The sequence below is a fragment of the Janthinobacterium sp. UMAB-60 genome (genome assembly GCF_900095235.1).
Classification (GTDB): Bacteria; Pseudomonadota; Gammaproteobacteria; order Burkholderiales; family Burkholderiaceae_D; genus Janthinobacterium.
The window spans coordinates 197027-211171 of the sequence record NZ_LT607485.1 but is presented as its reverse complement, the minus strand read 5'-3'; the positions used below and the strand labels follow the sequence as shown (position 1 = coordinate 211171).

Genomic DNA, 14145 nt, shown 5'->3' with positions numbered 1-14145 from the left:
CTCAGGTGGCGTGCACGCCGTTGCGGCCGTGATGCTTGGCCTGGTACAAGGCGCTGTCGGCGCGCGAAAAGAAGGCCGATTCGCTTTCGTCGGGCCGGTACTCGGCCACGCCCAGGCTGATCGTCACGGGGACGCGCGGCTCGGGCAGGCCGAAATCGTGGCGTTCGATGGCGGCGCGCAGGTTTTCCGCCACTTCCACCGCTTTGGCCAGGCTGCAGTCATTCAGCAGCACCAGGTATTCCTCGCCGCCCCAGCGCGTGATGACGTCGCTTTCACGCACGGTGGCGCGTGCCACGTCCGCCACGCCACGGATGACCTTGTCGCCCCACAGGTGGCCATGCGTATCGTTGACGCGCTTGAAGAAATCGATGTCGAACAGGATGGCCGACATCGGCTGCTCGTTGCGTTTGGACAGGAGCATGGCGCGCTGGAACAGCAATTCCAGCGATTGGCGGTTCAATAGCCCGGTCAGCGCATCCGTCGAGGCGATGCGCTCGATGCGGCGCTGGTAGCGGTTCACCGTCAGCAAAGTCAGCAGCAGTACCAGCAGGGTGACGCCAAAGCTGATGGCCAGGTTGAAGATGAACACGCGCTGCAGCGACTGCACTTCGTCGCTGACGTTCTGCTCGACCACCAGGTACCAGCCCAGTTCGGGAATGAAACGCGAGTTGACGAGGATTTGCGCATGGCCCAGCTGGTAGGACAGGTGCGTCGGTGCGCTCTGGTGGTTGATGATCTGCTCGGCAATGCTGCTCACGCCGGGTAAATTGCGGATGTTGCCGCGCCCCTCGCGCATGGTCTTGCCCGCCAGTACCAGGGCGCCGGCGCCGTCGACAAAGTAGATGTTGCGGTGGAAGCGCACCTGGTAGCGGTCGATGATGTGGCTCATGGTATCGAGGGTCAGGCCGATGCCCGTGGCGCCGATGAACTGGCCGTCATAGTCGACCACGCGATGGTTGATGAAGATGGTCATGCTGTCGCGGTTGGCCATGTCCACGTCGACATTGGTTTCATAATCGGTCTTGTCCATGGCGCGCACGCGGTAGTACCAGAGGTCGCGCGTCGCTTCCGGGCTGACGGATTTCAGCGTGCCTTCGGCATAGTAATATTTGCTGCTCTTGTCCGAGACGAGAAAGCTGGTGATGGCGCCGTATTTCTTCTTGACTTCGGCCAGGTAGCGCACGATCTGCGCCGGGTTGCTTTCGCCGGCGAGTATCCAGTCGCGCACGAAGGTGTCGTGCGCCATCAGCGACGAGATGAAGACGGGGCGTAGCATGTCCTTCTGGATTTCCGAGTAAATGTTGTCGCCCGTCAGCGGCAAGGTCTGGTCGGCGATGCCATGCTCGATGGCCTGGCGCGAGGCCAGGTAGCTGGCCAGGCTGGTGGCCATGAAGCCCGCCCCCAGGATCAGGGTCAGGAGGATGAGCAGGCGGTACTTGATCGACAGAAGGCGCATGGAGACGAGGAAGTGGCAGGCGGGAAGGCAATCTTTACGCAAGCCAAAAGTATGCAGCAGGCCGGGTATTGGCGCAATGATAACTGGCTTTATTGATAATTTACGCTGGTATCCGCGACAAGATAACCACGACTTACCAAATAAAAGTGCCGATTTGTCGACAAAGATGCAAATTAGCAATAAGATTTGACGATGGGAATCATTGCGCACCGCCCCTGTCTTGCCGTCCGTTTTCGGCGCAGGACACCACGCGCAGGGAGTGTAGTATGTTATTTTTAAAGAGTACGTCTGTCAGCAAGGCCCCCGGCATTTATGAGGTCGACATCGCCGCCAAGCCGCCGGGCAAGACCTTCGGCGTTTTTCTCGCCACCGATCCCGACCATCCGCCGCAGGCCTTGCTGGGACAATTGAAGGCGCTCGGTTTCGAGAACACCTATAGTTCGCCCTACCTGCACAAGGATGCGGGCAAAGTGCTGGACCTGCATTTCCAGAAGGATGGCACGGATATCTTCAAGGGCTGGAAAACCGAGGAGTGCGCGCTCAACCTGGCCGCCATCACGGCGCTGTTCGAGGAGCACGGCATCACTATCGCTCCGAGGGTTATGTCGATGGCCGAAGCCTACGCCTAATTTGCTTTAACCCGCCTCCACGCCGATGTGATACAGCGCCCACGGGCAGCTGGCGAAGCGTTCGGCCAGGGGCAGTGCCGCCACGGCCGCGATGCGGTCCGCGTCGTGGATCGCCCATAGCGGCCCCAGGCCGCCCAGCGCCATCGCCTGCCCGTCGAGGTGGGTGGCGACAATAAAACGCTGCGCGCGCACTTGCGCCACGGTCAGCGCCGCCGCATAGCCATCGACGGCGCGCAGCAGCAGGCGCACATCATCTTCCTCCGGGGCGCCTGCCGCCTTCAAGACATCGACCAGCAGCGGCCCGCGCAGCGCATGCGCCTTGCCGTCGTATTCCAGGGTGGGATGGATGGTGCGCGCCGGCAAGTTCGTCAGCGCCGCAAAGTCGAATGCCCGCGCCCGCTCAAAACTGATTTTCTGCTTGTGCATCATCTGGTCGCGCACGGCGTCGAACGGACCCCGGTTGGGCTTGGCGATGCTGCCCGTGATGGTCAGCAAGGCCGGACCGCGCAGCCCGGCGGGCGCCGCCCGGGCGATGGCGGGCAGGGCGGTGGCCGCCATGGCGGCGGCGAGAAACTGGCGTTTGCGCATGCACCTCTCCTGTTCGTCTGAAATTCAAATTTCTCTTAAGTCTATCTTAAGTTCGCGCAACGGTGCGCATTTTACTGTTATTGTCAGTTTGGAATCTCCACTTACATCTTGTCACAGTTCTTACGGAATGGAGAAAGACGTAGCTTTTTTCGGCTGTTATTGTGTAGTCATCGCACTTCGCTGAACTGCGAATCCAGGCACCAATCCAGGAACATTCACTAATTGAGAGAGAGAACATGATGAAGAAGAAAATCCTGTTTGCAATGATCGCTACCACTACTGCACTGACCGGCATGAGCGCCGCGCACGCCGAAGGCGCCTATGTGGGTGCCGGCGTCACGGGCAACCGTTATAGCTTCGATATTCCTGGCGCGACCAGCGCCGATAATCACAGTGGCTACAAGGCGGGCGCGAAGGTGTTCGCCGGTTATGATTTCGATAAAACCTGGGCGGTCGAGGGCGGTTACGCCGATTTCGGCAGCAAGGATTACAGCTATGTCACCAGCACCGGCAACGGTTCCGTGAAAAGCGATTCGCACGGCTACTACCTGGCCGGCAAGGCCAGCATGCCGGTGAGCGATAAAGTCGGCGTGTTCGGCAAGCTCGGTGTGGCCAAGGTCAAGAATAGCTTGAGCGGCACAGGCCTGTCGACCGGCATCAGCGGCAACGACAAGACGGGCGTGTACGCTTCCGTCGGTGCCCAGTACGCGATCAACGAGAAAGTCTCGCTGACGGCGGAAGTGGAACACTTCGGCAAGAGTGCCGACCAGGGCCGCAAGGCGACGGGCTTAGCTCTTGGCGCACGCTACAACTTCTAATTTATCAGAAGTTTGCTGAAAAAAAAGGCAGTTACCGCGAGGTAACTGCCTTTTTGCATTGCTGCACCCGATTTATACGGTGAGCGGTTTGTAGCGGATACGTTTCGGCTTGGCACCTTCTTCACCGAGGCGTTTTTTCTTGTCCGCTTCGTATTCCTGATAGTTGCCGTCAAAGAAGGTGACTTGCGAATCGCCTTCGAAGGCCAGGATGTGCGTGGCGATACGGTCGAGGAACCAGCGATCATGCGAAATGACCATCACGCTGCCGGCAAATTCCAGCAAGGCGTCTTCCAGCGCGCGCAGGGTTTCCACGTCCAGATCGTTCGACGGTTCATCGAGCAGCAGGACGTTGCCGCCCGCCAGCAAGGTTTTTGCCAGGTGCAAACGGCCACGTTCACCGCCGGACAGATTGCCGACGATTTTTTGCTGGTCGCCGCCCTTGAAGTTGAAGCGGCCCAGGTAGGCGCGCGACGGCATTTCGAAGCGGCCGACCGTCAACATGTCGGCGCCGCCGCACACGTCCTGGAAGACGGTCTTGCTGTCCGACAGCGAGTCGCCGCGATTCTGGTCGACGATGGAGACGCGCGCCGTCTGGCCGATGGCCACTTCGCCGCTGTCCGGCTGTTCCATGCCGGTAATCATCTTGAACAGGGTCGACTTACCGGCACCGTTGGGGCCGATGATGCCGACGATGGCGCCTGGCGGCACGGTGAAGCTCAGATTGTCGATCAGCAAACGGTCGCCGAACGCTTTCGACACGTTCTTGAACTCGATGACCTCATTGCCCAGGCGTTCAGCCACGGGAATAAAGATTTCCTGGGTTTCGTTGCGCTTCTGGTATTCGTGCTCGGACAGCTCGTTGAAGCGGGCCAGGCGGGCTTTCGACTTGGCCTGGCGCGCTTTCGGGTTCTGGCGCGACCATTCCAATTCCTTCTGCAGCGCCTTCTGGCGCGCCGATTCCGTCGATTCTTCCTGTTTCAGGCGGGCTTGCTTCTGTTCCAGCCAGGTCGAGTAGTTACCCTTCCATGGAATGCCGCTGCCGCGGTCCAGTTCCAGAATCCACTCGGCTGCGTTGTCGAGGAAGTAGCGGTCATGGGTGATGGCCACCACGGTGCCGGGGAAGCGCAGCAGGAATTGTTCCAGCCAGTCGACCGATTCCGCATCCAGATGGTTGGTCGGTTCGTCGAGCAGCAGCATGTCGGGCTTGGACAGCAACAGCTTGCACAGCGCCACGCGGCGCTTTTCGCCGCCGGACAGCACGCCGATGCTGGCATCCCAGGGCGGCAGGCGCAGCGCGTCGGCGGCCATTTCCAGCTGCAAATTCAAATTGCCGCCGTCGGAAGTCGAGATGATCGCTTCCAGGCGTGCCTGTTCCGTGGCCAGGGCGTCGAAATCGGCGTCTTCCTCGGCATACGCGGCGTACACGGCTTCCAGCTTGGCTTGCGCTTCAAACACTTCGCCCAGGCCCGATTCGACTTCCTGGCGCACGGTTTTTTCCGGGTCCAGTTGCGGTTCCTGCGGCAGGTAGCCGATGTTCAGGCCCGGCATCGGCACGGCTTCGCCCTGGATGTCGGTGTCGATGCCGGCCATGATTTTCAGCAGGGTCGATTTGCCGGAGCCGTTCAGGCCCAGCACGCCGATCTTCGCGCCTGGGAAGAAGGAGAGGGAAATATCTTTCAGAATCTGGCGCTTGGGCGGGACGATTTTGCCCACGCGATTCATGGTGTAGACGTAATTTGCCATTAGAAATCTCGGGTGATATACAAAGACGGACAGGATACGGTAAACGCCCGCTTCCGGCCAGCGCTGCGCGCTGCGGAAACGGACGCCAGGGCAAGACTAGCTGCTGGCGCGCGCCTTGCGGGCCGTCCACAGCCCTTCGGCCGCGTACAGGGCCAGCGCCGTCCAGATGACGAGGAAGCCCAGCATGCGTTCGGGCGTGAACGATTCGTGGAAGACCCACACGCCGATCAGCAGCTGGCCCGTGGGAGCGATGTATTGCAATAGCCCCAGCACGGCCAGCGGCAGGCGGCGCGCGCCGGCGGCAAACAGCAGCAGGGGGATGGCCGTGATGGGGCCGGACGCCAGCAGCAGCGCGCGCGTGGCGGTGGAATCTGTATTGACGAAGCCACTCTGGCCGTGCCAGGCCAGCCACAGCATGTAGGCCAGCGCCAGGGGAAACAAAATCAAGGTTTCGAATGACAGGCCTTCCAGCGCACCGAGCGCGGCCGTCTTGCGCAGCAAGCCATAGCCGCCGAAGGTGGCCGCCAGCAGCAGGGCGATCCATGGCACTTGCCCCGCCTGCCAGGTGAGCCAGGCCACGCCGCAGGCGGCCAGGCCGATGGCCAGCCACTGCAGGCGGCGCAAGCGCTCGTGCAGCAGCATAAAGCCCAGCATGACATTGATCAGGGGCGTAATGAAGTAGCCGAGGCTGGCGTCGACCACATGGCCGTTGTTGACGGCCCAGATATAGATGAACCAGTTGGCGGACAGCAAAAACGCACTGGCGACGAAGCCGGCCACGACCCTGGGCTGCGTTTTCAGGCTGCCCAGCCAGCTCCACTGGCGGCGCACGGTCAGCACGATGCCTAGAAACAACAGAGACCAGACCATGCGGTGCGCCAGGATTTCCTGTGGTGCGATCTCGTCAATGGCATGGAAATACAGGGGGAACAGGCCCCAGCACAGGAAGGCGAGGGAGGCGTACAACATGCCTGGATTCATGATGGGCTTCGCTGGAGAGTAGACAGTCTGTCATTATGGCTGAAAACATCGGGGGCTGCCCGGCGCCGCTGGCGAGGCGTAGAATGGCAACAAATCAATGGCCGCAAGCCCGCGCAGCAAGGCGGAGCGGTACAAAACCACGACTTTGGGGCAGCTGCGGAACCATGCAAAAATACTCTTGCTATTTGCTAATACCTATCATATTGTGCGATGCAACAAAACAAAAACGGGTGCAATCTTGACGTCGGAACACAAAAAAAGCGGCCTGGTCGGCTTGACACTGGCTGCCGTCGGTATCGTCTATGGCGATATCGGCACCAGTCCGCTGTACACCCTCAAAACGGTCTTTGACCCGGCCCACGGGCTGGCAGTGACGCATAACAACCTGCTGGGTATCGTTTCGCTGATCTTCTGGGGCCTGACCCTGATCGTTTCGCTGAAATACGTGACCCTGGTGCTGCGTGCCGATAACCGCGGCGAGGGCGGCATCATGGCCCTGATGGCGCTGGTGCTGTCGTCCGTCAGCAAGTCGTCGCGCTGGCATGTGCCGCTGATGGTGATCGGCGTGTTTGGCGCCACCCTGTTCTATGGCGACAGCGTGATCACGCCGGCCATTTCCGTGCTGTCGGCGATCGAAGGCCTGGAAGTGGCCACGCCTGCCTTCAGCCCGTATGTGGTGTGGCTGACGATCGCCGTGCTGGTGGCGCTGTATTCGGTGCAGTCGCATGGTACGGCCGGCATCGGCCGCTTCTTCGCTCCCATCATGCTGATATGGTTTGTCGCGCTCGCCGTTATGGGCGTGCTCAATATCATCAAGTCGCCAGGCATCCTGGCCGCCGTCAATCCCTTGCACGCCGTGGCTTTCCTGCTCGACAATGGCCGCATCGCCTTCCTGTCGCTGGGCGCCGTGGTGCTGGCGCTGACGGGCGCCGAGGCGCTGTACGCGGACATGGGCCACTTCGGCAAGAAGCCGATCCGCATGGCCTGGTTCCTGATCGCCTTTCCCGCGCTGGCGCTGAACTACCTGGGCCAGGGCGGGCTGCTGCTGGCGCACCCGGAAGCCATTTCCAATCCGTTCTACCAGCAGCTGGGCGCCTGGAGCGTGTATCCGCTGGTGATTTTGTCGACCATGGCCACCGTGATCGCTTCGCAGGCGACCATTTCCGGCACCTTCTCGATGACCAAGCAAGCCATCGCGCTGGGCTTCCTGCCGCGCATGCGCGTGCGCCACACGTCGGAAAGCGAAATCGGCCAGATTTACATCCCGGCCGTGAACTGGCTGCAGCTGGCCGTCGTGCTGCTGGCCGTCGTCGGTTTTGGTTCGTCGGAAAAGCTGGCCGCCGCCTACGGCATCGCCGTCACCGCCACCATGCTGGCCACCACGATCCTGACCTTCTTCGTCATCCGCTACCGCTGGAAGATGAATTTGCTGCTGTGCTGGGCCGCCACCGGTTTCTTCCTGATCATCGATGTGAATCTATTCGCGGCCAGTTCCCTGAAACTGTTCCACGGCGGCTGGTTCCCGCTGTTGCTGGGCGCCGTCCTGTTCATCATCATGCTGACCTGGAAACGGGGCCGCCAGCTGGTGTTCCAGAACCTGGAAAAGCACGCGATCCCGCTCAACGAATTCCTCTCTTCGCTGTTCATCGCGCCGCCGCTGCGCGTGCCCGGCACGGCCATCTTCCTGCGCGGCGAAACGGATGGCGTGCCGCATGCGCTGCTGCATAACTTGCTGCACAACAAGGTGCTGCATGAGCGCGTCATTTTCCTCACCGTCTTCATGCATGAAGAGCCGTGGGTGTTGCCATCCGAGCGCGTGCGCGTGGTGGAGCTGGGCCACCAGTGCTACCAGGTCAATGTGCATTACGGCTTCAAGGATGAACCGGACATTCCGGCGGCGCTGGCGCAATGCGCCGAGCAGGGAATGGATTTCGAGATGATGGAAACGTCGTTCTTCATCGCGCGCCAGACCATCATCTCGACGCCGGGGGCCGGCATGATGCCATGGCGCGAGCACCTGTTCGTCACCATGTCGCGCAATGCGCGCACGGCGGCCGACTACTATCAGATCCCGAGCAACCGGGTGATCGAACTGGGCACGCAGGTGGAAATCTAGGCCCGACGGCGCGGCGGAATGGATGTTTTGTCAATGTTGTATTGGCGCACAATCTTCCGCCGTGCTTACGTCTGCTTACAAATGAGGCTGGCGACACCTGTTAAACTGCTGCTCGCACCGGTCCGCACCGCACGGATCGAGCCACACTCAATATTTAAAGGGAAACCATGAAATCGGTATTTAAAATGATCGCCACGATTGCCTGTGCCGTGGCCCTTGCCGCCTGCGGCGCCGCCGCAAACACGGAAAAGCCGGTCGTGCTCGACCCGAATACGCAGGTGAAAGAACTGACCATTACCGATGTGGTGCTCGGCACCGGCACGGCGGCGGCGGCGGGCGATACCCTGACCGTGACCTACACGGGCTGGCTGTACGACGCTAGCAAGCCGGGCAACAAGGGCACGCAGTTCGATGCGAGCCTGCCAGGCGCAGGTTTCCCATTCGTGCTGGGTTTCGGCCAGGTCATCCTGGGCTGGGACCGCGGCCTGGTCGGCATGCAGGCGGGCGGCACGCGCACCCTGGCCATTCCGTATGACCTCGGTTATGGCAAGGCGGGCAAGCCACCGGCGATTCCCGGCTATGCCGGCTTGCTGTTTGAAGTCAAGCTGATCGGCGTGACGAAAAAGTAAGCACGCGCAAGGCAGCTGATACCAGGGGCGATTCCACGGAATCGCCCTTTTTGCTTTGCGGGTCCTGTCTGCGTCAGGCTGGCGCCAGTTCCTGGAAGTAGTACGTGGCGCCGCCCAGCGTGGGCGGCGCGTCATATTGCAGCACCTGCGTGCGGCGCAGCGCCACAGGGGCGCTGAAGGCGGGGCCGTCGTAGACGAAGGTGTGGAATTCGCCGTTTTCGCCGCAGGCGTCGACGCCGGGCGGCAGGTCGGCGAGGAAGGAAGCATCGAACTCGCGCCCGCAAAACTCGCGTGGCAGGTGCCGGCCATTGATGCAGACGACGATGGCCTTGAAGCCGGCGGCGAGAAATTCGTCGACCAGCGCGCGCCGCGCTTCGCCCCACAGGGGCAGATGGGCGGTCAGGCCGGCCGCGGCGCAGACTTTTTCTTCCCAGTCGCGGTGCGGCTGCAGGTCGATGTCGCCAAACAGGGCGTGCGCTATGCCCTCGTCTTTCGCCGCGCGCAGCATGGCGATGAATTGTTCCTCGTAGCTGGCCCAGCTGGCGTGATAGCGCTGCAGGCGCGCCCCCAGGCTGGCTGCCTGCGCTTCGAGCAGCTCGGGCGGCACGCCGTGCGAGCGCGATTTGCGGCCATCTTCATCCATGGCCGTGATCAGCAGCGGCACGCGCATGCCGGCGTTGCGCGCGCGCCACAGGGCCAGGCAGGAATCCTTGCCGCCGCTCCAGGAAATGAGGGCCGTCGTCATGCCGGTTTCTCCGCGCGCAGCATGTCGATGTGTTGTATGCCGTCTTCGTCGTACGGCGCGCTGACGGTGACAAAGCCGAACGACTGGTAGAAGCGCTCCAGATACTGCTGCGCACCGATGCGAATGGCGTGGCCAGGGTGCTGGCGTTCAGCGCGCGCGATGCCCTCAAGCAGCAGCTGCTTGCCGGCGCCCGTGCTGCGCGCTTCGGGCGCCGTCAGCACGCGGCCCAGCGACATTTCCACGTATTTGGCGCCCGGCGCCAGCACGCGCAGATACGCGGCCAGCCGGCGCTGGCCATCGACCGTTTGCCAGCCCAGCAAGTGCATGGCTGGCTGGTCATGGCCATCGAGGTCCGGGTAAATACACTGCTGTTCGATGACGAACACGCGCTGGCGCAAGGCCAGCACCTGGTACAAAGCGTGGGTGCCGAGTTCGTCGAACGTGTTCCATTGCCAGGCGATCATGCGTACTCCGAAAAATCAGGAAAAGAGCGTCATTCTAAAGGTACACGTGAAAAAAAACCGCGCTGCCTACATGGCAGTGCGGTTTTGATGGTGACGCGCAGCAACTGATGCCAGGTGCGCTCAGACGATCGTCAGGGTGACGTCGATGTTGCCGCGCGTGGCGTTCGAGTAAGGGCACACGATGTGGGCGGCGGCGACCAGCGCTTCGGCGGCGGCGCGCTCCATGCCCGGCAGCGAAATTTTCAGTTCCACTTCGATGCCGAAGCCCGTGTCGATGGCGCCGATGCCGACGTTGCCTTCGATGGACAGGTCTGCCGGCAAGGCGATCTTGTCGCGGCCACCGACGAATTTCATGGCGCCGATGAAGCAGGCCGAGTAGCCGGCGGCGAACAGTTGTTCCGGATTGGTGCCCACGGCGCCATTGCCGCCCAGTTCTTTCGGCGTGGTCAGCTTGACGTCCAGCACATTGTCGGACGACACGGCACGGCCTTCGCGGCCTCCGGTGGCGGTGGCTTGTGCGCGGTACAGGACTTGTTTGATCGACATGATGGTTTCCTTGAGTAAATTAAATAGTTAACGACTAAATAGTGTGCTACTTGTTTCATGGGCGAGTGCCCCAGGATGCCCGTCTGCAGAAGCGATTGCCGGCGTCCATGTGCTCAATATATATCGCGCACTATTTAATTGCAAGCGATTTTATTTTCAGGCGATGAGATTTGTGCTTTATTTTGCTGCCTTTGTCGCCAGTATTGCCCTTCCATCGCATAATGGCCACCGTCGCCGGGGGCGATGGTTATGCTGGGCCCACTTCAAACCCCAAGGAAAAAATCATGACTAGCCTCTTCTTTATCCTGCGCATCACCTTGGCCACGATGCTCACCTACATCATCGCCACGGCAATCCTGGTGGAGAATTTCCTGCGCTATATCTTCGGGCATACGGAAGGCTTCTTTGTCATCGTCGGCGCGCTGCTGGCCAGCGCCGTCATCACGAATGCATTTTCGCATGTGCGGCGCGTGCGCCTGATCGCCGGTGCCGTCAATGCCAGCACTCTGTCGAGCCGCCAGCGGCGTCAGATCGAGATCCCGTTCGAGGCGGGCGAGGTGTTCGACATGATCGACGCGGCCATCCGCGAATTGCCGGGCAGCGAAGTGGTCGAAAGCGCGCGCGACAGCCTGCAGGTGCAGGCCAGAGTGCGCCGCGCCGCGCCGTACACGCACACGGGCTTGCCCCGCATGCGCGTGCTGGGTTTCCTGGAGCCGCGGCCGAACCAGATCCTCGCCACCGTCACGCCGAATGGCGAGGCGGGCAGCGTGACGCTGATCTGCGAGCCGGCGCGCAATGCCTGGACCGACTGGTTCCTCGTCGACCATGGCAGCAACCTGGAAAATGCGGAAGCGGTGACGCGGGCCATGACGCGCCGCGTGGCGCAGCGGCGGCGCGGCGAGCAGGCCGAGGCGCGCCAGACGGTGACGGAAAAGGAACTCACGGTGGCCAAGCTGAGCCTGCTGCACGCGCAGGTCGAGCCGCATTTCCTGTACAACACGCTGGCCAGCGCGCAGCTGCTCACGCGCAGCGACCCCGTGCGCGCCGACGAGATGCTGGGCAACCTGATCCTGTACCTGCGCCACTCGCTGCCGCGCACGGAGCAAGCCATGTCGACCCTGGGCACGGAGCTGGAACGCGCGCGCGCCTACCTCGATATTTTGAAAATCCGCATGGGCGGACGCCTGAACCTGCAGATCGAGGTGCCGCAATACCTGCGCCAGGCGGAGCTGCCGCCGATGATGTTGCAAACGCTGGTGGAAAACGCCATCAAGCACGGCCTGGAGCCGAAAAGCGGCGGCGGCACGATCTGGATCATGGCGCGCAGCGGTGACGGCACGGTGATCGTCACGGTGGCCGACGATGGCAAGGGCTTCAGCGACGACGGTGCCGGCACGGGCATCGGCCTGCGCAATGTGCGTGAGCGCCTGCGCTTGATCTACGGCAATACCGCCGCGTTTGCCATCGTCGCCAACTTTCCCGATGGCGTGACGGCCACCATCACGGTGCCGGACAGCACGGCGCAAGGAGTGTCGTATGCATCCGCCTGAGATGAGCTGCGTCATCGCCGAAGATGAAACCCTGCTGCGCGATGCGCTGGTGGAGCTGCTGGCCGAAGAGTGGCCCTGCTTGCGCATCGTCGCCGCCTGCGACGACGGCGGCACGGCGCTCGACGCCATCGCCACCCTGCGCCCCGACGTCGCTTTCCTCGACATCCGCATGCCGGGCCTGACGGGGCTGGAAGTGGCGGCTGGCGCGCTCGAAGCGAGTCCCGGCACCCAGGTGGTGTTCGTTACCGCCTATGACCAGTACGCGATCGATGCCTTCGACAAGGGCGCCGTCGACTATTTATTGAAACCCATCGCCCGCGAGCGTCTGCAGGCGACCTTGCAGCGCGTGCAGGCGCGGGCCGGCAAGGGACAGGCGGGCGACGGCGCGCTGGCCGGCTTGCTGCAGCAATTGAGCAGCGCCTTGCCGGCGGCGGCCAAGTCGCCGCCGCTGGTGTGGCTGACGGCCAGCAGCGGCAAGGATACGCGCCTGATCATGGTGGAAGACATCGCCTATTTTCAGTCCGATACCAAGTACACGGCCGTCATGACGGCGGACGGCGAGGCGCTGCTGCGCAAGCCGATCCGCGAACTGCTCGACGTGCTCGATCCGGCCATTTTCAAGCAGATCCACCGCTCCACCATCGTCAACATGAAGATGGTGGCGTCGGTCACGCGCGACGAGGTGGGACGCGGCGTCTTGCGCCTGAAAACGCGGCCGGAAACCCTGGCCGTGAGCCAGCCGTTCATGGCGCTGTTCCGGAATATGTGAGTGTCGGGTAGGTCGGCTTAGCCCGCAAGGGCGTAAGCCGACAGCACCACCGCCTCATTCCGCCGTCTCAAAACCTTCGAGCACGTTCACCACATTGATGCCCAGTTCCCTGACCGCATAGCCGCCTTCGAGGATGAAGGCGGTGGGCAGGTTCAGATGGGCCAGGCGTTCGCCCACGCGCAGGTAGTCGCCGCTTTGCAGGGCGAAGTGCGACAGCGGGTCGCCGACGAAGGTGTCGACCCCGAGCGACACCACCAGCGCGTCGGGCGCGTACATCTTGATGCGCAGGCAAGCCGTTTCCAGCGCGGCGAACCAGCTGGCCGTGGTGCTGCCGGCCGGCAGCGGCAGGTTGACGTTGTAGCCCAGCCCGGCGCCGCTGCCCGTCTCATCGGCGTGGCCCAGGTAAAACGGGTATTCGCTGCGCGGGTCGGCGTGGATCGAGGCGAACAGCACGTCGTTGCGCGCATAAAAGATGCTTTGGGTGCCGTTGCCGTGGTGGTAATCGATATCGAGGATGGCGACCTTGCTGGCGCCGTCGTCGAGCAGGTGCTGCGCGGCCAGGGCCGCGTTGTTCAGAAAACAGTAGCCGCCAAAGAAATCGCTGCCCGCATGGTGGCCCGGCGGGCGCGTCAGGGCGAACGTGGCGCGCTCGCCCAGGCGCAGCGCGTGCGCCGCGTTGACGGCGCAGTCGGCGCCCGTCTTGGCCGCCGTCCACGTACCGGCCGTCAGCGGCGTGCCGTTGTCCATCGAATACAGGCCCAGCTTGGCCGTGAAGTCGTCCGGTTCGATATCGCTGCGCAAGGTGCGCACGGGCCACACGGAGGGCAAGGCATCCTTGTTGACATTGTCCGGGTCGAGCGCCAGCCAGTCGTGCCAGGCGTGGCGCAGGAAGTGCAGGTAACGGGGCGTGTGGATGCGCTCCAGTGAGGTCAGCGGTACACCGTGCGGCGTGACGATGCGGCCCAGGTTGCGCCGTCCCAGTTCGGCCACCACCATGTCGGCCCGTTCGGGCGTCTCGAAGCAGGGCACCATGGTGCCGCGAAACATTTCGAAGCGGCCCCGGTGCTGGCTGTGCAATTCATTGTAGAAGGTCAGCATCGGGGCATTTTTC

Annotated in this window: 14 protein-coding genes; 6 read left to right on the top strand and 8 right to left on the bottom strand. The window is 62.3% G+C overall.

The window, feature by feature from the left end:
* Position 1 precedes the first annotated feature (1 nt).
* Positions 2–1498 (bottom strand): sensor domain-containing diguanylate cyclase, encoded by a 1497-nt coding sequence (locus K0F86_RS08930; protein WP_257572060.1) that lies wholly within the window; start codon positions 1496–1498, stop codon positions 2–4.
* 224 nt (positions 1499–1722) lie between these two features.
* Between K0F86_RS08930 and K0F86_RS08925 the strand changes: the two genes are divergently transcribed.
* On the top strand, positions 1723–2085 hold the full coding sequence (locus tag K0F86_RS08925) for a hypothetical protein (protein ID WP_219134064.1): 363 nt from the start codon (positions 1723–1725) through the stop codon (positions 2083–2085).
* A 6-nt stretch (positions 2086–2091) separates the two neighbouring features.
* Here the strand turns inward: K0F86_RS08925 and K0F86_RS08920 are convergent, their stop codons facing one another.
* Complete coding sequence (locus K0F86_RS08920; protein WP_219134063.1) at positions 2092–2673, bottom strand: molybdopterin-dependent oxidoreductase; 582 nt, start codon at positions 2671–2673, stop codon at positions 2092–2094.
* A gap of 236 nt (positions 2674–2909) precedes the next feature.
* Here K0F86_RS08920 and K0F86_RS08915 point away from each other — a divergent pair, with 236 nt between their 5' ends.
* Entirely contained in the window at positions 2910–3491 is a 582-nt protein-coding gene (locus K0F86_RS08915; RefSeq protein ID WP_219134062.1) for a porin family protein, read from the top strand.
* A 72-nt stretch (positions 3492–3563) separates the two neighbouring features.
* Here the strand turns inward: K0F86_RS08915 and ettA are convergent, their stop codons facing one another.
* Positions 3564–5234 (bottom strand): energy-dependent translational throttle protein EttA, encoded by a 1671-nt coding sequence (ettA, locus tag K0F86_RS08910; RefSeq protein ID WP_219134061.1) that lies wholly within the window; start codon positions 5232–5234, stop codon positions 3564–3566.
* A 96-nt stretch (positions 5235–5330) separates the two neighbouring features.
* The gene (gene rarD, locus K0F86_RS08905) at positions 5331–6215 is read right to left on the bottom strand and encodes an EamA family transporter RarD (RefSeq protein WP_219134060.1); all 885 of its coding nucleotides are present in this window, start codon (positions 6213–6215) and stop codon (positions 5331–5333) included.
* A gap of 238 nt (positions 6216–6453) precedes the next feature.
* Between rarD and K0F86_RS08900 the strand changes: the two genes are divergently transcribed.
* The gene (locus K0F86_RS08900) at positions 6454–8331 is read left to right on the top strand and encodes a potassium transporter Kup (protein WP_219134059.1); all 1878 of its coding nucleotides are present in this window, start codon (positions 6454–6456) and stop codon (positions 8329–8331) included.
* 167 nt (positions 8332–8498) lie between these two features.
* A complete protein-coding gene (locus K0F86_RS08895; RefSeq protein ID WP_257572059.1) occupies positions 8499–8960 on the top strand; it encodes an FKBP-type peptidyl-prolyl cis-trans isomerase in 462 nt (153 codons plus the stop codon).
* Positions 8961–9033: 73 nt separating this feature from the next.
* Here K0F86_RS08895 and K0F86_RS08890 read toward each other — a convergent pair whose 3' ends face one another.
* From K0F86_RS08890 to K0F86_RS08880, 3 genes are all read right to left on the bottom strand, one after another.
* The gene (locus tag K0F86_RS08890; RefSeq protein WP_219134058.1) at positions 9034–9705 is read right to left on the bottom strand and encodes a diphthine--ammonia ligase; all 672 of its coding nucleotides are present in this window, start codon (positions 9703–9705) and stop codon (positions 9034–9036) included.
* Positions 9702–10169 carry a GNAT family N-acetyltransferase gene (locus K0F86_RS08885; RefSeq protein ID WP_219134057.1) on the bottom strand — a complete coding sequence of 156 codons (468 nt, stop codon included), beginning with the start codon at positions 10167–10169 and terminating at the stop codon, positions 9702–9704. The genes K0F86_RS08890 and K0F86_RS08885 overlap by 4 nt, the downstream gene beginning before the upstream one ends.
* 120 nt (positions 10170–10289) lie before the next feature.
* A complete protein-coding gene (locus K0F86_RS08880) occupies positions 10290–10715 on the bottom strand; it encodes an organic hydroperoxide resistance protein (RefSeq protein ID WP_035823589.1) in 426 nt (141 codons plus the stop codon).
* Positions 10716–10999: 284 nt separating this feature from the next.
* Between K0F86_RS08880 and K0F86_RS08875 the strand changes: the two genes are divergently transcribed.
* Entirely contained in the window at positions 11000–12265 is a 1266-nt protein-coding gene (locus tag K0F86_RS08875; RefSeq protein WP_219134056.1) for a histidine kinase, read from the top strand.
* Positions 12252–13034: a LytTR family DNA-binding domain-containing protein gene (locus K0F86_RS08870; protein WP_219134055.1), complete on the top strand. Its 783-nt coding sequence runs from the start codon at positions 12252–12254 to the stop codon at positions 13032–13034. Before K0F86_RS08875 ends, K0F86_RS08870 begins: the two co-directional genes overlap by 14 nt.
* A 54-nt stretch (positions 13035–13088) precedes the next feature.
* Here the strand turns inward: K0F86_RS08870 and K0F86_RS08865 are convergent, their stop codons facing one another.
* On the bottom strand, positions 13089–14132 hold the full coding sequence (locus K0F86_RS08865; protein WP_219134054.1) for a histone deacetylase family protein: 1044 nt from the start codon (positions 14130–14132) through the stop codon (positions 13089–13091).
* Positions 14133–14145: the final 13 nt, after the last annotated feature.

Excerpts from the sequence above, each read along its gene's own strand:
- K0F86_RS08925 (WP_219134064.1), top strand. The coding sequence starts at position 1,723 with ATGTTATTTTTAAAGAGTACGTCTGTCAGCAAGGCCCCCGGCATTTAT.
- K0F86_RS08920 (WP_219134063.1), bottom strand. The coding sequence starts at position 2,673 with ATGCGCAAACGCCAGTTTCTCGCCGCCGCCATGGCGGCCACCGCCCTG.
- K0F86_RS08915 (WP_219134062.1), top strand. The coding sequence starts at position 2,910 with ATGATGAAGAAGAAAATCCTGTTTGCAATGATCGCTACCACTACTGCA.
- ettA (WP_219134061.1), bottom strand. The coding sequence starts at position 5,234 with ATGGCAAATTACGTCTACACCATGAATCGCGTGGGCAAAATCGTCCCG.
- rarD (WP_219134060.1), bottom strand. The coding sequence starts at position 6,215 with ATGAATCCAGGCATGTTGTACGCCTCCCTCGCCTTCCTGTGCTGGGGC.
- K0F86_RS08895 (WP_257572059.1), top strand. The coding sequence starts at position 8,499 with ATGAAATCGGTATTTAAAATGATCGCCACGATTGCCTGTGCCGTGGCC.
- K0F86_RS08890 (WP_219134058.1), bottom strand. The coding sequence starts at position 9,705 with ATGACGACGGCCCTCATTTCCTGGAGCGGCGGCAAGGATTCCTGCCTG.
- K0F86_RS08885 (WP_219134057.1), bottom strand. The coding sequence starts at position 10,169 with ATGATCGCCTGGCAATGGAACACGTTCGACGAACTCGGCACCCACGCT.
- K0F86_RS08880 (WP_035823589.1), bottom strand. The coding sequence starts at position 10,715 with ATGTCGATCAAACAAGTCCTGTACCGCGCACAAGCCACCGCCACCGGA.
- K0F86_RS08875 (WP_219134056.1), top strand. The coding sequence starts at position 11,000 with ATGACTAGCCTCTTCTTTATCCTGCGCATCACCTTGGCCACGATGCTC.
- K0F86_RS08870 (WP_219134055.1), top strand. The coding sequence starts at position 12,252 with ATGCATCCGCCTGAGATGAGCTGCGTCATCGCCGAAGATGAAACCCTG.
- K0F86_RS08865 (WP_219134054.1), bottom strand. The coding sequence starts at position 14,132 with ATGCTGACCTTCTACAATGAATTGCACAGCCAGCACCGGGGCCGCTTC.